This is a genomic window from Duganella sp. S19_KUP01_CR8, assembly GCF_036688705.1.
Classification (GTDB): Bacteria; Pseudomonadota; Gammaproteobacteria; order Burkholderiales; family Burkholderiaceae_D; genus Rugamonas.
The window spans coordinates 303842-323020 of sequence record NZ_JAQQPR010000002.1 but is presented as its reverse complement, the minus strand read 5'-3'; the positions used below and the strand labels follow the sequence as shown (position 1 = coordinate 323020).

General features: G+C 63.9%; 16 protein-coding genes. 12 read left to right on the top strand and 4 right to left on the bottom strand.

Annotated features, from left to right (window positions below; genetic code table 11):
* The first annotated feature begins 163 nt into the window (after positions 1-163).
* The 9 genes from V6M89_RS03270 to V6M89_RS03230 all read left to right on the top strand — a co-directional run bounded on the left by V6M89_RS03270 (position 164) and on the right by V6M89_RS03230 (position 9731).
* Entirely contained in the window at positions 164-1282 is a 1119-nt protein-coding gene (locus V6M89_RS03270; RefSeq protein ID WP_332851808.1) for a succinylglutamate desuccinylase/aspartoacylase family protein, read from the top strand.
* 2 nt (positions 1283-1284) lie between these two features.
* Positions 1285-2676, top strand: a complete 1392-nt coding sequence (locus V6M89_RS03265; protein WP_332851807.1) for a YfcC family protein — start codon at positions 1285-1287, stop codon at positions 2674-2676.
* A 47-nt stretch (positions 2677-2723) separates the two neighbouring features.
* Positions 2724-3056, top strand: coding sequence for a FlxA-like family protein (locus V6M89_RS03260; protein ID WP_332851806.1), 333 nt, complete (start codon positions 2724-2726; stop codon positions 3054-3056).
* 63 nt (positions 3057-3119) lie between these two features.
* Positions 3120-5186, top strand: a complete 2067-nt coding sequence (locus tag V6M89_RS03255) for a response regulator (protein WP_332851805.1) — start codon at positions 3120-3122, stop codon at positions 5184-5186.
* A 54-nt stretch (positions 5187-5240) separates the two neighbouring features.
* A complete protein-coding gene (locus tag V6M89_RS03250) occupies positions 5241-5702 on the top strand; it encodes a hypothetical protein (RefSeq protein WP_332851804.1) in 462 nt (153 codons plus the stop codon).
* Positions 5699-6592: a tetratricopeptide repeat protein gene (locus V6M89_RS03245; RefSeq protein WP_332851803.1), complete on the top strand. Its 894-nt coding sequence runs from the start codon at positions 5699-5701 to the stop codon at positions 6590-6592. The genes V6M89_RS03250 and V6M89_RS03245 overlap by 4 nt, the downstream gene beginning before the upstream one ends.
* A 6-nt stretch (positions 6593-6598) precedes the next feature.
* Entirely contained in the window at positions 6599-7825 is a 1227-nt protein-coding gene (locus V6M89_RS03240; RefSeq protein WP_332851802.1) for an ATP-binding protein, read from the top strand.
* Between the two features lie 36 nt (positions 7826-7861).
* Positions 7862-8302 (top strand): RidA family protein, encoded by a 441-nt coding sequence (locus tag V6M89_RS03235; protein ID WP_332851801.1) that lies wholly within the window; start codon positions 7862-7864, stop codon positions 8300-8302.
* A gap of 73 nt (positions 8303-8375) precedes the next feature.
* Positions 8376-9731 carry an amino acid permease gene (locus tag V6M89_RS03230; protein WP_332851800.1) on the top strand — a complete coding sequence of 452 codons (1356 nt, stop codon included), beginning with the start codon at positions 8376-8378 and terminating at the stop codon, positions 9729-9731.
* Positions 9732-9761: 30 nt separating this feature from the next.
* Here the strand turns inward: V6M89_RS03230 and V6M89_RS03225 are convergent, their stop codons facing one another.
* Complete coding sequence (locus V6M89_RS03225) at positions 9762-11039, bottom strand: aminotransferase class V-fold PLP-dependent enzyme (RefSeq protein ID WP_332851798.1); 1278 nt, start codon at positions 11037-11039, stop codon at positions 9762-9764.
* Between the two features lie 72 nt (positions 11040-11111).
* On the opposite strand from V6M89_RS03225, the gene V6M89_RS03220 reads away from it, so the two are divergent.
* Both V6M89_RS03220 and V6M89_RS03215 read left to right on the top strand, forming a co-directional pair.
* Positions 11112-12308 carry a hypothetical protein gene (locus V6M89_RS03220; RefSeq protein ID WP_332851797.1) on the top strand — a complete coding sequence of 399 codons (1197 nt, stop codon included), beginning with the start codon at positions 11112-11114 and terminating at the stop codon, positions 12306-12308.
* Complete coding sequence (locus tag V6M89_RS03215) at positions 12305-13615, top strand: amino acid deaminase (protein ID WP_332851796.1); 1311 nt, start codon at positions 12305-12307, stop codon at positions 13613-13615. Before V6M89_RS03220 ends, V6M89_RS03215 begins: the two co-directional genes overlap by 4 nt.
* Here the strand turns inward: V6M89_RS03215 and V6M89_RS03210 are convergent.
* A complete protein-coding gene (locus V6M89_RS03210) occupies positions 13612-14427 on the bottom strand; it encodes an AraC family transcriptional regulator (RefSeq protein ID WP_332851795.1) in 816 nt (271 codons plus the stop codon). The genes V6M89_RS03215 and V6M89_RS03210 overlap by 4 nt on opposite strands.
* Positions 14428-14474: 47 nt before the next feature.
* Between V6M89_RS03210 and V6M89_RS03205 the strand changes: the two genes are divergently transcribed.
* Complete coding sequence (locus V6M89_RS03205; protein ID WP_332851794.1) at positions 14475-14912, top strand: gamma-glutamylcyclotransferase family protein; 438 nt, start codon at positions 14475-14477, stop codon at positions 14910-14912.
* Here V6M89_RS03205 and V6M89_RS03200 read toward each other — a convergent pair.
* Both V6M89_RS03200 and V6M89_RS03195 read right to left on the bottom strand, forming a co-directional pair.
* Positions 14907-17960: a response regulator gene (locus V6M89_RS03200; RefSeq protein ID WP_332851793.1), complete on the bottom strand. Its 3054-nt coding sequence runs from the start codon at positions 17958-17960 to the stop codon at positions 14907-14909. The two genes, V6M89_RS03205 and V6M89_RS03200, sit on opposite strands and share 6 nt — an antisense overlap.
* A 77-nt stretch (positions 17961-18037) precedes the next feature.
* Positions 18038-19177 (bottom strand): glycerate kinase, encoded by a 1140-nt coding sequence (locus V6M89_RS03195; RefSeq protein WP_332851792.1) that lies wholly within the window; start codon positions 19175-19177, stop codon positions 18038-18040.
* Between the last annotated feature and the right edge of the window lie 2 nt (positions 19178-19179).

The following is a 19179-nucleotide window of genomic DNA, read 5'->3' as shown; positions in this document are numbered from 1 at the left end:
AAAATTTGGAATCCTATTTTCAGGCAACTGTAGCAACGGGGAAAACAAAACTCAACCAATTTTTGAAAACTGGCTTACATTTATTTACTTTGTGAAAATTACGATACATAATCGACCGCAATCCAACAACCTGCCCCACGCCGGGCATCCCATCGCCATGAGAATGCAAACACACGCCCTATCGGCGCAGCACAGCAGTGCCGCCTTCGAGCTTCACAGCTTCCACTTCGGTCCCGCCGGATGTAAGCGGGCTTACATCCAGGCCTCGCTGCACGCGGACGAAGTGCCGGGAATGCTGGTGGCGCAACACCTGCGGAACCGACTGAAGGCCCTGGAGAGCGCCGGCAAACTGCGCGGCGAGGTGGTGCTGGTCCCCGCCGCCAACCCGATCGGCTTGTCGCAAGCCATCCACGGCATGCCGTTCGGCCGCTTCGACCTGGCGACCGGCGCCAACTTCAACCGCGCCTATCGCCACGTGGCGGAAGAATTGAAGCTCTCGCTGGAGGGGCGGCTGGGCCAGGACGCGGAAGCGAATATCCGCGTCATTCGCCGGCACGCCGCAGCCGCCCTCGCCGCCTGGCACCCCGCCACCGACAGCGAGAGCCTGAAGAAAACCCTGCTGCAATTGGCAATTGAAGCCGACATCGTGCTCGATCTGCATTGCGACAACGAGGCTGTCATGCATGTCTACGCGGGCACGCCGCTGGCCGCCGCCATCGCTCCGCTGGCGGCGCTGATCGGCTCCCAGGCCACGCTGCTGGCCATGGCCGCCGGCGGCGAGCCGTTCGACGAGGCATGCAGCCGGCTGTGGTGGGATCTGGCGGCCCACTTCGGCGAACGCTATCCGATCCCCCCCGCCTGCCTGGCAGCGACCATCGAGCTGCGCGGCGAGATGGACGTTTGCCACCAGCTGGCGCAAGGCGACGCGGAGGCCTTGCTGCGCTTCCTGGCCCTGAACGGCATCATCGACTGCCCGGACCTGACGGCGGCGCCGCTGCCGCAGGCGCTGTGCGCGCCGTCGCCGCTGGAAGCAGTGGAGCCCTTGCTGGCGCCGCATGCGGGCATCCTGGTCTACCGCCAGCCGCTGGGCGCGCGCGTCGAAGCGGGCGCCGTGCTCGCGGAACTGATCGACCCGGTCACTGGCGAAACCACCGAATTGCGCTGCCAGGTCGCCGGTATATTTTTCGGCCGCAGCGCGCACCGCCACGTCCTGCGCGGCATGAATGTCGGCAAAGTCGCCGGCCGCACGGCGTTCCGCGCCGGATCTTTACTGAGCCTGTGACCATGAAACTCAAACTACCGCACACCTTCGTGCTGCTGTTCGCGATCCTGGTGCTGATCGCCGCCGCCACCTGGCTGGTGCCCGGGGGCCAGTACAACACTCACGCCGTCGACGGCCGGCAGCTGGTCGACCCATCCAGTTTCCATGTGGTGGCCGGCCATCCCCAAGGCCTGGTGCAGTTGCTGATGGCGCCGATCAAGGGTTTCACCGAAGCGGCGCTAATCATCGGCTTCGTCCTGATCGTCGGCGGCGCCTTCGCCGTGCTCCAGAAGACCGCGGCGATCGACGCCCTGATCGGCACCATCGCCCGGGCACATGCCGATTCACCGCTGGTCAGGGCGATGCTGATACCCATGTTCGTGACGCTGTTTTCGCTGGGCGGCGCGACCTTCGGCATGAACGAGGAGGCGATCCCTTTCATCCTGATCTTCGTACCGTTGGCGCTTGCGCTGGGCTACGATTCGATCGTCGGCGTCGCCATTCCCTTCCTCGGTTCGCAAGTCGGCTTTGCGGCGGCTTTTCTGAATCCCTTCAATGTCGGCATTGCGCAGGGCATCGCCGGCGTGCCGCTGTTCTCCGGCATGGCCTATCGCCTGCTGGTATGGGCCGTCGCCACCGCCGTCACGATCGGCTTCCTGATGTGGTACGCGGCCAGGATCAAGGCAACGCCGGCAAGCAGCCCGACCTACCGCCTCGACCTGCAAAAACGCGTTGAACTGACGCCGCAGACCGCGACCGAACAAGTGCTGGACATGTCAGGCACCCACAAGGCAGTGTTGTGGATCTTCGCCGCCACGTTGGCGGCGATGGTGCTGGGCGTGGTGCGCTACGGCTGGTTCATCGAAGAGATCGCGGCGCTGTTCCTGGCGATGGCCATCGTGGTCGGACTGACGGGGCGCCTGACTTCAGACCAGTTGACCGAGGCCTTCATCCACGGCGCCCGCGACCTGGTGGGCACGGCGCTGGTGATCGCGCTGGCGCGCGGCGCCATGGTGCTGGCGCGGGACGCCCATATCATCGACACCATGCTGCACGCGCTGATGCCGCTGGTGTCGTCCAGCAGTCCGGTGTTCGCCGCGCAGAAGATGTTTGTCATGCAGAGCGTGATTAATTTCTTCATCCACTCCGGCAGCGGCCAGGCCGCGCTGACCATGCCCATCATGGCGCCGCTGGCCGACCTGGTGGGCATCTCGCGCCAGACCGCGGTGCTGGCCTACCAGTTCGGCGAGTTCACCACGCCGATGATACCGACGTCGGGCATCACGGTCGGCGTGCTGGCACTGGCCAGGATTCCGTGGCTTACCTGGGCCAGGTGGATGATACCCTTGCAACTCGCGTACGCGGCGCTGGCGTTGCTGCTGCTAATACCTCCCTGCCTGAATGGCTGGCAGTAGGCGCTGAATTGGACTACCATGGTAAAAAATCAACACGGAAAGAGATCATGGTATCGAGCATTTCATCGGGCAGCGCGCACCGCACGGAATTAAGCACCAGCGCGCAGGACCAAATCAGCACTATCCTCAAGAGCATCAAGACGTTGCGCAAGAAAGTGGCCCTGCTCCAGAAGCAGTTGATGAACGCCCCCGATCCGGCGACGCGCCTGCAACTGGCCAAGGAAATCGAAGACCTGCAGCGCACCATCCAACTGCTGGAGCGGCAGATCGCCCAGATCGAAGAAGCGGAACAGCGCCGCGCCAAGGTCAGGCAGGAGGCCAGGCACGCCATGGCGGCGGAGAGCGCCGCCGCTGATCAGCACGGCAAGCCTAAGATTTGACCTGACAACCGTGGTGAGATGGGTTAAAGTTTTCTCTTGATCCCGCTCATGGATGATCGACCTATGGAATCGACGATTCAAAGTGAAGAGTTCATCAGGTTGAATTTCCCCAGGCTGGCGGCTGCACTGGAATACATGCCGGTTGGCGTCACCATTGTTGACTGCGACTTGACCATCAGGTTCTGGAATCCCGCCTTTTGTCAATTGCAGGGGTTTCCGGTTGAGGTGATGCATCCCGGCGTCACCATGGCCGAAGTGTTCCGCTACATCGCGTTGCGCGGCGACTACGGGCCAGGCGATATCGACACCATGGTGGCCAGCCGGGTGGAACTCTGCTTGAAGTTCCAGCCCCACAATTTCACGCGCGCCAGGGTGGATGGCGTCGTACTGAACATCATAGGCCGCCCCATCTATGGCATCGACGGTGCGATCAGCGGTTTCGTCACTATCTATCACGATGTGACCTCTGAAAAGCACTACGAGGAACAGCTCGAGGCCAAGAACAAGGAACTGCAGCAGGCCAAGCAGCTGGCCGAGGCGGCGAGCACAGCCAAGGGGCAGTTCCTGTCCAATATGAGTCACGAAATCCGCACGCCGCTGAACTGCGTGATCGGCATGGCCCATTTGGCGTTGAAGACCGAGCTCGACCCGCGCCAGCGCGACTATCTGGAAAAAATCCGCTTCGCCGGCGAGCACCTGCTGGGCATCATCGACGACATCCTCGACATTTCCAAGATCGAGGCCGGCAAGCTGGAGATCCAGCACATCGATTTTTCACTGGACCAGGTGGTGCAAACGTTGACCACGGTGGTGGCGCCGAAGGCGGCCACCCGCAACCTGGAACTGGTGTTCGACCTCGATCCGACCTTGCCGCCGGTGCTGGTGGGCGATCCGCTGCGGCTGGGCCAGGTGCTGATCAACTACGCCAACAACGCCATCAAGTTCAGCGAGCAAGGCCGGATAGAGATCCGCGTGCGCAAGATGGTCGGCGACGCCAACGATTGCCTGGTGCGTTTCGAAGTGAGCGACCAGGGCATCGGCCTGTCCAATACGGAAATGGCGAAATTATTTGTCTCCTTCCAGCAGGCCGACACGTCGACCACGCGGGAATACGGCGGCACCGGCCTCGGCCTGGCGATCTGCAAGGAGCTGGCCCAGTTGATGGGCGGCGATGTCGGCGTCCTCAGTCAGCCCGGGGTCGGCAGCACGTTCTGGTTCACGGCCCACCTCGGCGTGTCGTACCAGACCGTGCCCGCGCTGATCAACCAGATCGGCGACGCCGCCGGCGAGCTGCTGGCCAGCGCCCGCACGTCGGCCATGATGGCGGCGTTGAAGGCGGCCCGCATACTGCTGGTCGAGGACAATATCTTCAACCAGCAAATTGCGCAGGAAATGCTGGAGGAAGCCGGCGTCACCGTCAGCCTCGCCAGCAATGGCGCCGACGCGCTGGAACTGCTGCGCAAGTCCGACTTCGACTGCGTTTTGATGGACTTGCAGATGCCGCTCATGGATGGGCTGGAAGCGACCCGCCACATCCGCACCGACCCGCAACTGACCCATATCCCGGTGCTGGCGATGACGGCCACCGCCACCACCGAAGCCAGGATGCGCTGCATCGACGCCGGCATGAACGATTTCATTTCGAAGCCTTTCCAGCCGGCGCTGATGTACCAGACCGTCGCCAATTGGCTGCCTGCGCGAGTGACGCCGGCGGAGCTGCGGCGGCCGCAGCTGCCGGAGCCGGCACTCAAATCCTCCTTCGAGGGCGACTCGGCCGTGATCGACTTGTCGGTGCTGGCGGAGCTGCTTGGCGACGATCCGCGCAAGGTGCGAAAATTCGCCTTTAAATTCCTGCTCTCTTCGCAGGAGGGTATCCGCGACCTGGAGGCTGCGCTGGCGCAGGGCGAGGTGCAGAGGGTGCGCGAACTGGGCCACCGCATCAAATCGGCGGCGCGTAGTGTCGGCGCTTGCCGCATGGCCGATCTGTGCGAGGATCTGGAGCACCTCGCGCGAACGGAGGCCGCCAGCGAGGTGGCGGCCGCCCTCGCCATCGTGACGCAATTGAAAGAGTTGTTGCAACAAGTGACGCAGCAAGTCATGCAGAACACCACCTGTTCCACTGAAGATTGAGCCACTGCCCTGGAAATTTTGGTAATATGGGCGGTTGCTTTTTACATCACTTTCATGCGCGAACACCTGCTTACTCCCTCGTTGTCCGCCTCAGGGCCCCCAGTCTCACTGTATTCGATCCGATCGAGTTTCTTCGTCGCGTTTCTTGGTGGTCCAGCCGCACTCATACTGTACTCGACGCTTAATTCGTGGCGGCTGCGCCGTACGCTGGATATTCCAGCCTACCTGGCCGCCATCGTCCTGCTCATGCTGCTGATCTATGGCTCTCGCGACGACGTCAGCTACTTCGCGTGGTTACGCCAGGAGCTGGGCGGCGATACCGGAAAATTCCTGTCGCGCACCCTTGCGCTGGGACTGTGCGGGGTGTTTTACCTGCTGCATAAAAAACAGCATCGATCGGCCTCACTGTTCAACAGCACAGCACCATCGCCGTGGATACCGGCCATCGTCTGCATGGTGCTCGGCTATGGCGCCACGATGGGACTCGCCGCCGTTTTGCTCGAGGTGCATCCATGAGCGACCAGACCTTGTTGTCGCCGCGCGATTATGTCGTCCAACTGAATGGGTTGACAGAGCGCCGGCGCTATCAGCAGGCGCGCGCCCTGCTGTCGGAAGCGCTTCAACAATATCCGCAGGACAATCAACTGCTGTTCGTCTCGGCCCACATTGACTACCTGACCGACGACAAGGAGTCCGCGCGGCAGACGCTGCACACGATCCTGGCCCAGGACCCGCTGAACTACGCGGCCCGTTCGCTGATGATCAACGTGCACGAAGACAGCGAAGAGCTGGAACAGGCCGAGCTCCTCATCATTGAGCTACTCCGGGAATATCCGGAAGACGCATTCCAGTATGCGCGCTATGCGATGCTGATGTATCGCACGCTTCACATCGACAAGGCCAAGGAGCTGGCGCGCGAAGCGTTGCGCCTGGAGCCGGAAGACGAGCTCGCGCTGACCGCCTGCCTGATCGGCGACATCATCGACGGCCGCCGCGGCGCCGAAGCGGCCAGCCTGGCCAATCTGATGCGCGGCCATCCCGATAGCCAGACCACGGCGCGCATGCTGGTCAGCTATCTGGTCAGCCGGGGGCGCTACCGCGCAGCCAAGCGCATCGCCATCGAGCTATTGCAGCTTTATCCGCATTCCCAGGAGATCCTGGAGCTGGTGGTAAAGCTTGATGCCCTCAGCCACTGGAGCATGCTGCCCTTATGGCCATTGAATCGCTGGGGCTGGGGTGCGTCGGCAGCGTTCTACTTCATCACTTTGCTGGCCATGAACCTGATCCGCAAGGACGCCCCCACGATTGCGGGCGTCGCCACCTGGACTATTCTCGGATATTGCGCCTACTCCTGGGTCTATCCTCCTCTACTAACGCGCTGGCTGAAACGCCGCGCAGGACTGTAAAACAGCATGGCACTGAAACGCGAAGAACTCGAATCCGCCCTCGTCACCGATCCTTTCAACCTCGGTCACCGTCTCGCCTACGCCCATCTGCTGCTGAACGAGGAAGACGCGCAAGCGGCGCTGACCCAGTTCGAGCTTGCGGAGCGCCAGCGCGTCGACGCCGACACCTTGAGCGGCAAGGCACAAGCACTGCTGGCGCTCAAGCGCGAGAGCGAGGCCTTGGGCGCCTATGTGGCGGCGCGCCAGCATACCGGCTTTGAACCGATCGAAGCGCTGGAGCAGCTGGCACAACGCGCGCAACCGGCGTCGGCCCCGGCGCTGTCGCTGGTACGGCCGGCGCAGAACGTCGCCGCGCTGCGCCCGCAATCCCCGCAACAGGTGCGGTTTGCCGACGTCGGCGGCATGGAAGACCTGAAGAAGACGTTGCGCCTGCACATCATCGAGCCTTTCCTGCGTCCCGGCCTGTTTGCCAAGTTTAAGAAGAGCGGTGGTGGCGGCATCCTGCTGTACGGACCACCCGGTTGCGGCAAGACCATGATCGCACGCGCCATCGCCAGCGAATGCAACGCGTCGTTCGTTTCGGTCGGCATCAGCGAAGTACTGAACATGTGGATGGGCGAAAGCGAGCGCAATCTGGCGCAGCTGTTCGAAAAGGCCCGCGCCCAGAAACCTTGTGTACTGTTTTTCGACGAACTGGATGCACTGGCCTTTTCGCGCTCCAAGGCACAGAGTGAGCATAGCCGCACCATCGTCAACGAGTTCCTGTCGCAGCTGGACGGCTTCGAACGCGACAACCGCGATGTGCTATTCCTGGCCGCGACCAATATGCCGTGGGATGTCGACCAGGCGATGAAACGCACCGGCCGCTTTGCCCGACAGCTGTTCGTGCCACCGCCGGACGAGGAAGCGCGCAAGCACATCATCGACCTCAAGCTGCGCGACATTCCGGTCGAAGGCATCGACGTGGCGGCGCTGGTGGCGGCGACCCCGCACTATTCGGGCGCCGACATCGATGGCCTGATCGATCTCGCCAAGGAAAGCACGCTGCACGATATCCTGGCCGGCAATCCGGAACGGCCTATCGGCCCGGCGGACATGGCGTATGCGCTCGACCTGATGCAGCCATCGACGGTTGAATGGCTGAAGACCGCCCGGAATCTGGTACGCTACTCCGGCAGCGACGACAGCTATCGCGATGTGGAAAAATACCTGAAGAAGACCAAGTTTCTTTAGCCTGAGCCGCCGACGCGGGCCATATGGGAGTTCGTCATGACACGTACGCACCTGAACAAACTGGCCTTGACACTGGCCCTCACAGCTTCCGGCGCAGCCTTCGCCATCGACTTCTACAACAAGGGCAACGAGCCGGGGCGACCGTTCTCGCTGGCGGTGCGCGCCGGGGACTATGTGTTCGTGTCCGGCCAACTGGGCACCGGTCCCGGTGGCCTGGTCAAAGGCTTCGACGCGCAGGCCCGCCAGGCCATGGACAATATCGCCACCATCCTCAAAGGCTACAACCTCGGCATGAACGACGTGGTCAAGTGCACCATCATGATCGCCGACATGGCCAAGTGGGACGACTTCAACAAGGTCTACGTCACCTACTTCAAGCCCGAACGCCTGCCGGCCCGCAGTGCATTCGGCGCCAATGCGCTGGCCTTGGGCGGCGAAGTCGAGGTGGAATGCATGGCTTACGCACCGCGCCGATGAGCGCGATTTTTGTGTTCCACCGGGCTGCTTTTGCTTTAGAATCGTCCTCTTTGCTTACCACTCAGGGGATCAGATGGCAGATGGGAAGAATGAACTCAAACGTGGCCTGAAGAGCCGGCACATCCAGCTGATTGCGCTGGGTGGCGCCATCGGCACTGGCCTGTTCCTCGGCATCGCGCAGACCATCCAGATGGCCGGGCCTTCCGTGCTGCTTGGCTACGGCGTGGCCGGGCTGATCGCCTTCTTCATCATGCGCCAGCTTGGCGAAATGGTGGTCGACGAACCGGTCGCCGGCTCGTTCAGCTACTTCGCCGATAAATACTGCGGCCATCTGGCCGGCTTCATGTCGGGCTGGAACTACTGGGTCCTGTACGTGTTGGTCAGCATGGCCGAGCTGTCGGCGGTCGGCATCTACGTGCAGTACTGGTGGCCGGCGATACCGACCTGGATGTCCGCGCTGGCCTTCTTCGTCATCATCAACGCCATCAGCCTGTCCAACGTCAAGGCATTCGGCGAGATGGAATTCTGGTTCGCCATCATCAAGGTGGTCGCCATCGTCGGCATGATCGTGTTCGGCGCCTGGCTGCTGATCTCCGGCGACGCCGGCCCCGAAGCCACCGTGGCCAACCTGTGGCAGCACGGCGGCTTCTTCCCCAACGGCCTGGGCGGATTGGTGATGGCAATGGCCGTCATCATGTTCTCCTTCGGCGGCCTGGAACTGATTGGCATCACCGCCGCCGAGGCGGACGATCCGTCGCGCACCATCCCCAAGGCCACCAACCAGGCCATCTACCGCATCCTGATTTTCTACATCGGCGCGCTGGGCATCCTGCTGTCGCTCTACCCTTGGCAGAAAGTGGTCACCGGCGGCAGCCCGTTCGTGCTGATCTTCCACGCGTTGAACAGCGACCTGGTGGCGCACGTACTGAACGCCGTAGTCCTGACGGCGGCGCTGTCAGTGTATAACAGCTGCGTCTACTCCAACACCCGCATGTTGTACGGCCTGGCCAAACAAGGCAACGCGCCCCAGCTGCTGTTGAAGGTGAACCAGCGCGGCGTGCCATTGGCTGCGCTGGGCGTCTCGGCGCTGGCGACCGGTATCTGCGTGGTCGTCAACTACTTCATGCCTGGCAAAGCCTTCGGTTTCCTGATGGGTCTCGTCGTGTCGGCGCTGATCATCAACTGGGCCATGATCAGCTGGATCCACCTGCGCTTCCGCGCGCAGAAAAAGGCCGAAGGCAAGGCCACGGCATTCGCCAGCCTGGGCTACCCGTTGACCAACTATCTGTGCCTGGCCTTCCTGGCCGGTATCCTGGTGGTGATGTACATGACACCGGACCTGCAATTGTCGGTCTACCTGATTCCGGTGTGGCTGGCGGTACTAGGCACTGGTTACCTGGTGCGCCAGAAAAAGGCCGTCGTCGCCTGAGGCGGCCAACCCGGCAACGCTCGCACAGGATTACGTCTGCGCGAGCGTTGCGATAGCTTGGACCAGCCGGTCCAGCTGGCGCGGCTGGGTGAACAGCGCCGGCGTCACCCGCACGCAACTGCCGCCCAGCGGACCGTTGCGCGACACCGTGAAAATCCCGTGTTCGTCCATCAGCCGTTTGGCCAGGCGCTGGTTGTCTTCCTTGCTGGTCTTGCCGGCGAAGCGGAACGAGGTACTGGCACCGTACATGGCGGGATCGTCCGGCGTCAGTATCTGCAGGCCTTTGACGTTCCGCACCCGCTCTACCCAGTAATTGCGCAGGTACTTGAGCCGGGCGGACTTGTTGGCCACGCCGATCTGCTCATGAAAGCGGAATGCCGCCGGCACCGTCATGATATTGGCCGTGTTGACGGTGCCCGAATGGACGCGCGAGCGTATGTCCGTGGCCGCATAATCCTGGTCCGACATATGTACGCCAATATCCGCCAGCCGCGCCTTGCGGATGTACATAAAGCCCACACCCAGCGGCGCACCCAACCACTTGTGCAGATTGAAGCCGATGAAGTCCGCCTTCAGGTCGGCCACCATGAAGTCGGTCTGGCCCCATGACTGGGCGGCGTCGGCGATGACTTCGATGCCGCGCTGGCGCGCCATCTGCACCAGTTCCGCCACCGGCAAGGTCAGGCCGGTGCGATGGCTGATGTGGGTCAGCAGCAGCAAACGGGTGCGCGGATGCCGCTGCATCGCCTGCGCGTAGGCGTCCAGGATGGCCTGGCGGCTGGGCGGCTCGGGGATGCGCACCACGGCCACGTCGGCGCCGCGACGCAAGGCCAGCTCGTTCATCGCGTATTGGGTCGCGTCGTAATCCAGGTCGGCATACATGATCGTGTCGCCGGCCTTGACCTGCTTGTAGTTGACGATCAGGTTTTGCAGCGATTCCGTGGCGCCGCGCGTGATGGCGATCTCCGACACATCGGCGCCGACGGCCGCTGCGATCTGCGCCCGTATCGCCTCGATGCCCGGGCCGTCAAATTGCTGGCGCAGGAAGCGCGAACTGTGCGCGTTCAGATAATCGATATTGCGCTTGTACTCTTCCGCCACCGGACGCGCCATCATGCCGAAGTAACCCTGCTCCAGATTGATGAAGTCCGGCGCCGGATCGTACTGCGCGGCGACCTTGGCCCAGTAGGCTTCATTCTCCGGCCGCGCCTCGGCGATAGGAGGCAGCTCGGCCATCGCCGCCGGCGAAATGAGCGATCCGCCGGCAACCCCGGCTGCAACATGAAAGAAACTGCGGCGTGTGAGCATGCATACTCCTGTCGGCGATTTGGTGTGTCCAATATAGCACCGAGCGGCGAAGCATAGGCTAGAATGGCGCGCATGAATTCACCCAACCATACCTCGCTGTATTGTTATCCGTGGGACATCGCGGATGTGGACCGCTTTGTAGACCAGGCGCGCAGCCTGGGCATGAACGGCGCGACGCTCGCCGTCAGCTACCATGCCGGAAAATTCCTGCGTCCGCATGCCGCCAGCGGGCCGCGCGTCATCTTCCCCGAGGACGGCGTGGTCTATTTTGAACCTGACCTGGCGCGCTACGGCGAACTCAAACCGCAAGCCCATTCCGAGCCGGCGCTGCGCGCGGTGCTGCCCCAACTGGTTGCAAACGGTGGCGTCGCGGTGCACGCATGGACTGTACTGCTGCACAACAGCCGCCTTGGCGCCGCACACCCCCAGTACACCGCGCGCAACGCCTACGGCGACGGCTACCTGTACAGCCTTTGCCCGATGCAGCAGCCGGTGTTCGACTATGCGGTGGCGCTCAGCGCCGACGTGGCCGCGCGCGGCGTCGCCAGCGTGGTGATCGAAACGCCGGGTTGGCTGCCCTACGCCCACGGCTACCATCATGAATTCGCCCAGGTTCGCAGCAACCTCTGGCTCGACTCCATGCTCGGCCTGTGCTTCTGCGACGCCTGCATGGCCGCCGGCAAAGCCGCCGACATCGACATGGACGGCCTGCGCACCCGCATCCGCCGCGACATCGACAATTATCTCGACGCCCCCGTCGATGCCACGCCCACCCAAGCCGCGGCATGGCTGGCCGCCGACCTGCTGGCAGATAACGACCTGGCCGCGCTGAACCGCTTGCGGCAGCGTCGCGTCACGCAACTGGTCGGCGCCATTCGCGCCGCCATGCCGCCACAGGTGCAGTTGTCCGTGGTGGCGACCGTGCAGCGGCCCACCGCCCAGAGCTGGCTGGAGGGCACCGACCTGCGCGCGCTGTCCGGCGTGGCAGACTGGCTGGAGATACCGTTCTACGAGGCTGACGCCGCAGCGGTCAGCAGCGATGCGTGGGACTGCATCCGCCGCATCGGCGCCCCGGACCGCATCCGCGCCATCCTGCGTCCCGGCCCACCAGACCTGGCCGACGGCGCGCAACTGCCGCAAGCCCTGCAAGGCTTGTGGGAACTGGGCATCCGTCATTTCGGATTCTACAACTACGGCATGCTGCGCCGCGACCGCCTTCAGGCGTTGGGCGCCACGTTACACACTTTCGACCGCAGGAGCCACACTTGAATCGCACCGCCACCATGATGAAACTGGAAGATCAACTGCTGCACCCCGGCGTGAAAGGCCTGCCGATCACGCAGCCGCTGCGCCAGGGCGACATCGGCGCCCGCCAGTGGAACGTGCTGCGCGCCGACACCAGCTTCCCGGTCGCGCTGCTGAAGACCTCCGCACTGGAGCACAACCTGCAATGGATGCGCCGCTTCTGCGAGCAGTACGGCGTGCAGCTGGCGCCGCACGGCAAGACCACCATGAGCCCCCAATTGTTCAACGCCCAACTGGCCAACGGCGCCTGGGGCATGACGTTGGCGACGGCGGCGCAGGTGCAGGTCGCCTACCGCTACGGCGTGCGCCGCGTGCTGCTGGCGAACCAGCTGGTGGCGCCGGCCGACATCAAGGCCGTGCTGACGCTGATGCAGCGCGATCCGTCATTCGAGTTCTACGCGCTGGTCGATTCCAGCGCCGGCGTTGCGCGCCTGTCGCAGGCGGCGCAACAGCAACGCATGGAAAGGCCGCTGCCGCTGCTGGTGGAATTGGGCCTGGCCGGCAAACGGGCCGGCTGCCGCAGCATGGACGAGGCCTTGGCACTGGCGCGCGAAGTCGCCGCCGCGCCAGGACTGGAACTGGCCGGCATCGAAGGCTATGAAGGCCTGCTGGTCGGTCCGGACCGCGACCGGGACCACGAAGCGGTCCGCCAGTTCGTCACCCAGCTGTCCGACCTGCTGCGCCAGGCCGACGCCGAGCAGCTGTTCAAGCGCGGCGAGATCCTGCTGTCGGCCGGCGGTTCGGCCTATTTCGATTTTGTCGCCAGCGGCTTCGCGCAGGTGAAGAATTTGTCCCGTCCCGTGCTGCCGGTGCTGCGCAGCGGCTGCTACCTGACCAATGACCACGGCTTCTATCACGGCCTGATCGAGCAGCTGAACGCGCGCGAAGGCCTGGCGCCTGGACAGGGTCTGCGGCCGGCGCTGGAGGTCTGGAGCATGGTGCTGTCGCGGCCCGAGCCCACGCTGGCCATCCTCGGCATGGGCAAGCGTGACGCCTCCTACGACATGGAGCTGCCGCGCGCGCTGGTATCGCACCGTCCCGGCGCCGACAAGCCCACGGCGCTGCCGGAAGGATGCCGCATCGAGAAGATGAACGACCAGCACGCGTATCTGCGTTTGCCGGAGGATCATCCGATCAGCGGCGAGTTGGCGGTCGGCGACCTGATAGGCTGCGGCATCTCGCACCCCTGCACCACGTTCGACAAATGGCCGCTGCTGCTGACCGTGGACGACGACTACAAGGTGCGCGGCGCCGTCAATACCTTCTTCTAGTTCCGCCGCCCGGCGGGCATGCCGCCTTGGTCTTCGTTCCGGAACACATTCGGCGCGCAGCCTATCAGTTTTCGAAAGGCTGCGGTGTAGGCAGCCGGGGTGGCGAACTGCATGGCATGGGCCGTGGATTTTATGGAGCAGTTCGACGCCAGCATGTCAAGCGAGGCAATGATGCGGGCACGTTGTCGCCAGACCCGGAAACTCAGGCCGACATCGGCATTGAAATGGCGGCTGAATGTGCGTTCGGACATGGCGGCGTATGCTGCTATCTCTTGCGCGGTCCAATGCCAGTCATTGTTTGCCAGAAGCTTCGTCAATGCTCCATGCAGCCGCTGGTTCTTGGGCATGGGCAGATAGCTTGGCAGCAAGGATGTCTCACGCAAGGTGCACAACAAAAGGCGCGCCATCAAGCACAGCGCGTCCGGCGCATTCCGCAGATCGAACAGTCCTACGACCAGCTCCTTGAGTAGCGGCGATGCCACCACCGCGTGCACCTCCGACCTGCGCAGGAAGCCGTCGCATTCCGCGATCAGCTCGGGACGGAAATAGACAGTCCGCATCTCGACCGGCGACAGCATCTCGATCGTGTGCAGATGCCCGGCCGGAACCCACAACGCGCGTTGCGGCGGCACCGACCAGAGCATCGAGCCGGTCCGCACCAGCATCACACCAGATAGCGCAAATACCAATTGCCCGGTTTGATGTTTATGCTCCGGCAGGACGGAGCCAGGCTCATGCCGCTTTGCCAGCACGCGCCAGGATGCTTCATCATGTTGGCGCTTGGGCGATAGGGTTTGGCGGATCGATGTCATGTGGTCAATATATCATCTCGACATCGAACTTTGAACGGGAATAAAACATGTCTACCCTTGCACCTGCAGCGACCGCCAAACGGATTCCGGTATTTTTTTACGGCAGCTTCATCCGCCGGGACGTATTGGCACGCGGTGGTTTTCAACCCGAAACCATCGAAGTGGTAAGGCTTTCCGGATTCGACATCGCGTTTTGCCCGCATGCCTACATCAGCCGTTCCGATCAGCACTCGATCTACGGCATTCTGGTGCATGCGACGCATCAGGAACTCGAACGCCTGTACTCGATGAGCGGCGTCGGCGTCTTTCTGCCGGAAGCGGTATTGGTGGAATCGCGCCTCGGCGGCCTGCTGCCAGCCATGTGCTACATCCCGCCGTCGCGCGGCGATCAGCCTGCGGATGCCGAATATATTGGCCATCTGATTGCAGCGGCCCGCGAATACGGTTTTCCTGAATGGTATATCGAGCGCCTGCGCACTTTATAAAAGGTGCTTCGCGATGGTGGCGAACATCTGCTCCACGTCCACCGGCTTGCCGATGAAATCGTCCATGCCGGCGGCGATGCATTGTTCGCGCTCGGACTCCATCACGCCGGCCGTCATCGCGATCACCGGCAAGGTCAAGCCCAGTTCATCGCGGATCGCGCGGGTGGCGGTAAAGCCGTCCATCACCGGCATCTGCACATCCATCAGCACCAGGTCGCAGCGCAGATCGCCGCGCAGCAGTTCCAGCGCCTTCTCGCCGTGTTCCGCCAGGGTGACCGTGGCGCCGGCCAGCTCCAATATGCCTTTCGCCACCTGCTGGTTGATCGGATTGTCCTCCACCAGCAGCACCCGCACGCCGGCCAGCGCCATGGCGCCCGCCACGGCCGGAACGTCGGCCACATCTTCCTGGCGATGCGCCAGCGCGGTCTGCACCGCGTCATACAGGCTGGACGCCGTCACCGGCTTGGTCAGGAACACCGGCGCGCTGACGCCGGCCATGTCCTGTACCAGCCTGCTGCGGCCGTAGGCGTTGACCATGCAGATCACCGGCGTGCCGGATTCCTCCTGCACCGCGCGCATGGTGGCCGGGCCGTCCATGCCCGGCATCTGCCAGTCGACCAGCGCCGCATCGTAGACGCGGCCGGAGCGTATCAACGCCAGCGCTTCCTGCCCCGTGGCGACGACGTCGCAGCTCCAGTTCCAGGCGTGGATGGTCTTGCCGAGGAAGTCGCGGCTGGTCGAATTGTCGTCCACCACCAGCAGATGCCGGCGCCGGCCAGTCCTTGGCGCCTCGGCCGAATCGGCCTGTTTCATCGGCAGCGTAAAGGTGAACGCGCTACCCGTGCCGGCCGCGCTGCGTACCTCGATGGCGCCGCCCAGCAGTTCGATCAGCCCTTTGGAAATGGTCAGCCCCAGGCCGGTGCCGCCGTAGCGCCGCGTGGTGGACAGGTCGGCCTGCGTGAACGGCGTGAACAGCCGCGCCAACTGTTCATCGTTCATGCCGATGCCGGTATCGCGCACGGTGAAGCGCAGCAGCAGCGACGCGCCCTGGCCGCTGGCGCGCTCCACCAGCACCGAGACTTCGCCCTGTTCGGTGAACTTGATGGCATTGCCGGCCAGGTTGACCAGGATCTGCTGCAGGCGCAGCGCATCGCCGACCAGCGCGCGCGGCACGTCCGGCTCCACGCCCAGGCACAGTTCCAGGTTCTTCTCGCCGACGGTGACGCTCATGATGCTGGCCAGCGAATGCAGCACTTCCTCCAGCAGGAATCGCACCGGATGCACTTCGATCTTCCCGGCTTCCATCTTGGAGAAGTCGAGGATGTCGTTCAATATGCCGAGCAGGGACTGGCCCGAAGCCCGTATCATTTCCAGATAGCGGCCCTGCTCCGGCGACAGCCCGGTGGTATTGAGCAGGTGCGCCATGCCCAGCACCGCATTCATCGGCGTGCGCAGCTCATGGCTCATGTTCGCCACGAAGACATCCTTGGCGGCGCTGGCGATCTGCACCTGCTCCATCGCCAGCCGCAACTCCCTCTCGGCCCGCTTGCGCTCCGTGACGTCGCGCACGATGCCGACGAACAGCTGCTGGCCATCGATCAGCAGCGCGCGTATCGACAGCTCCAGCGCAAACGTGGCGCCGTCCTTGCGCAGGCCGAGCAGCTCGACGTTGTTCTTGCCCACCACGGCGGGGACGCCGCCCCCCAAGTAGCGCGCCATGCCTGCATGGTGCGCGCCGCGCATGGTGGCCGGCATCATGCGCATGATGTTGCTGCCTATCGCTTCCTCCGGCGTGTAGCCGAAAATGCCGCAAGCCGCATGGTTGAAGGTTTCGATGACGCCGGCGGCATTGATGGTGATGATGCCGTCGCCGACATTGTCCATCACGGTGCGGGTGCGCAGTTCCTTGTTGATCGCTTCGCGCTGCGCCGATTGCAGCTGCAAGGTACGCTCCTCGATCGCGCTCTCCAGGCGGTTGCGATACTGCTGGAGTTCCGACTCCACCGCCTGCATGGTGCGGACGGCGTCGTCGACTTCGCGGAATACCGGCTTCACGTCCTCCAGCCGCAGGTCGCCATCCTTGCCGAGGGCGCTGGCGGCGCGGGACAGCGCGCTGACCGAATAGTTGATGCGGCGGGCGAAATACCAGGCGACACCCAACCCTACGCCGAGCAGGCCGGCCACGATCACGATGATCCACCGGATCGAGGCCAGCATCTCCGACAGCACCGTACTGCGCGGCACGCCGATCGCCACCGCCCAACCGGACATCTTCGAACTGCTGTACATCGAATAGACCGGCGTGCCGTCCAACGTCACCGACTCAAACGTCGCCTCGCCACCGTCGGCCATCCTGGCCCGCAGCGAGGCCGATCCGGGCTTGCCCACATAGCGTTCCGCATCCTTCGATCGCGCCACAATCACGCCGTTCGAATCGAAGATGCCTGCCACGCGGTCGCCAGGCAGGTTCTGCTCCCGCAGCACCATGCCCAGGCGCTCCGGCACGAAGCCAACCGACAGGCAGTAGATTACTTTGCCGTCCCTGGTCACCGGCACATGCACGGCGACCAGCGGCCGCTTCAAGGCGCCGCCGATGAAGACGTCGGAGATCACCGTCTGGCCGGTGTCGAACACCTTGCGGATCCGCTCGCGGCTGGCGGGATCGGCGAGCGTCGGACCGAAAGGGCGCACGGTGTTCAGCAACTGGACCGAATCGCGGTCGCTCAGCACGAAATTAAAGCCGGGGAATTCAGGACGCAAAGCCTTGTTGGCCAAGGTGTAGAACGCCGCTAGGTCGCCATCGTCAAGGCTGGGCGCATTGGCCAGCGCCTTCGCCATGGTGATGCCGGTATTGAGGTCGCGGTCGACCGCCTGGATCAATGCGCGCGCCGTGACCAGCGCTCCTTGCTGGATCTGGGCCCGTTCCCGTTGATAGAAATGATTCGCCAGCAGCGCGATCCCGACCACGGCCGGCAAAGCGCAGGCCCACACCAGTGTGTAGATCTGCGTTCGAATCGATGGCAGGGGGCGATGGACGACTGGCTTCATTCTCGACGTCGGTGACTGGGACGAGAACGACTCTAGCACAGATGAGCGGCCCTTAGCGCCGCCAGTGCTACAGTCTGCTACAGCCTGGCGCCCAGGCTTAGCACGGCCGCGATATTGCGGGCGGCGCTGCGCACATTCTGCGCCGCCTCGGCCAGCGCCTGCTCGACCGTGCATGGCCGGCTGACCGCGGCGAACACCGCATGGATGCCATGCTGGTGCACCACGGCGGCGCCCGGCGCCAGGCAGCCGGCGATCGCGATCACCGGCTTGCCGTGCCGCTGCGCCACGCGGGCCACGCCGATCGGCGTCTTGCCGTGGATGGACTGGCTGTCGATGCGGCCTTCGCCGGTGATGACCAGGTCGGCGTCGGCCACGGCCGCGTCCAGGCCCACCGCCGCCGTGACGATCTCGCTACCGGGACGCAAGCTACCGCCCAGGAACACCAGCATCGCCGCGCCGATGCCGCCACCTGCGCCGGCGCCCGGCACGTCGGCCACCTGCCGGCCCAGCTCACGGGCGATGACGTCGGCGTAGTGGCGCAGGTTGGCGTCCAGCCGTTCGACCATCGCCGGGGTGGCGCCCTTTTGCGGGCCGAAGATATGGGAAGCGCCCTGCGGCCCCACCAGCGGATTGCTGACATCGCAGGCGATGTCGAACACGCAGTCCTTGATGCGGGCGTCCAGGCCGGACAGGTCGATGTGCTGCAAGCCGTCCAGCGCGCCGCCACCGGGCTGCAGGTCGCGGCCGGCCGCGTCCAGCAAGCGTCCGCCCAGCGCCTGCACCATGCCGGCGCCGCCGTCGTTGGTGGCGCTGCCGCCCACGCCCAGCACGAAGCGGCGGGCGCCGGCGTCGAGCGCGTCGCGGATCAACTGGCCGGTGCCGTAGCTGCTGGTGCGCAGCGGATCGCGTTGCGCCGTGGGCACCAGTTCCAGGCCGCTGGCGGCGGCCATTTCGATCACCGCCGTCGCGCCGTCGCCCATCAGGCCGTAGAACGCCGCCACCGGCTCGCCCAGCGGGCCGGACACTTGCAGCTCCACGCGACGGCCGCCGCTGGCATCGATCATCGCCTGCACCGTGCCTTCGCCGCCGTCGGCCACCGGCAGCTTGACGTATTCCGCGTCGGGGAAGAACTCGCGGAAGCCGGCCTCGATTTCGTTGGCGACCGCCATGGCGGTCAGGCTCTCTTTAAACGAATCGGGCGCTATGACTATTTTCATCG

Bases quoted from the DNA above. Each gene is read 5' to 3' on its own strand.
- V6M89_RS03220 (WP_332851797.1), top strand. From the start codon at position 11,112: ATGAATTCACCCAACCATACCTCGCTGTATTGTTATCCGTGGGACATC.
- V6M89_RS03205 (WP_332851794.1), top strand. From the start codon at position 14,475: ATGTCTACCCTTGCACCTGCAGCGACCGCCAAACGGATTCCGGTATTT.
- V6M89_RS03210 (WP_332851795.1), bottom strand. From the start codon at position 14,427: ATGACATCGATCCGCCAAACCCTATCGCCCAAGCGCCAACATGATGAA.
- V6M89_RS03250 (WP_332851804.1), top strand. From the start codon at position 5,241: ATGCGCGAACACCTGCTTACTCCCTCGTTGTCCGCCTCAGGGCCCCCA.
- V6M89_RS03245 (WP_332851803.1), top strand. From the start codon at position 5,699: ATGAGCGACCAGACCTTGTTGTCGCCGCGCGATTATGTCGTCCAACTG.
- V6M89_RS03225 (WP_332851798.1), bottom strand. From the start codon at position 11,039: ATGCTCACACGCCGCAGTTTCTTTCATGTTGCAGCCGGGGTTGCCGGC.
- V6M89_RS03265 (WP_332851807.1), top strand. From the start codon at position 1,285: ATGAAACTCAAACTACCGCACACCTTCGTGCTGCTGTTCGCGATCCTG.
- V6M89_RS03255 (WP_332851805.1), top strand. From the start codon at position 3,120: ATGGAATCGACGATTCAAAGTGAAGAGTTCATCAGGTTGAATTTCCCC.
- V6M89_RS03230 (WP_332851800.1), top strand. From the start codon at position 8,376: ATGGCAGATGGGAAGAATGAACTCAAACGTGGCCTGAAGAGCCGGCAC.
- V6M89_RS03200 (WP_332851793.1), bottom strand. From the start codon at position 17,960: ATGAAGCCAGTCGTCCATCGCCCCCTGCCATCGATTCGAACGCAGATC.
- V6M89_RS03235 (WP_332851801.1), top strand. From the start codon at position 7,862: ATGACACGTACGCACCTGAACAAACTGGCCTTGACACTGGCCCTCACA.
- V6M89_RS03270 (WP_332851808.1), top strand. From the start codon at position 164: ATGCAAACACACGCCCTATCGGCGCAGCACAGCAGTGCCGCCTTCGAG.
- V6M89_RS03240 (WP_332851802.1), top strand. From the start codon at position 6,599: ATGGCACTGAAACGCGAAGAACTCGAATCCGCCCTCGTCACCGATCCT.
- V6M89_RS03195 (WP_332851792.1), bottom strand. From the start codon at position 19,177: ATGAAAATAGTCATAGCGCCCGATTCGTTTAAAGAGAGCCTGACCGCC.
- V6M89_RS03260 (WP_332851806.1), top strand. From the start codon at position 2,724: ATGGTATCGAGCATTTCATCGGGCAGCGCGCACCGCACGGAATTAAGC.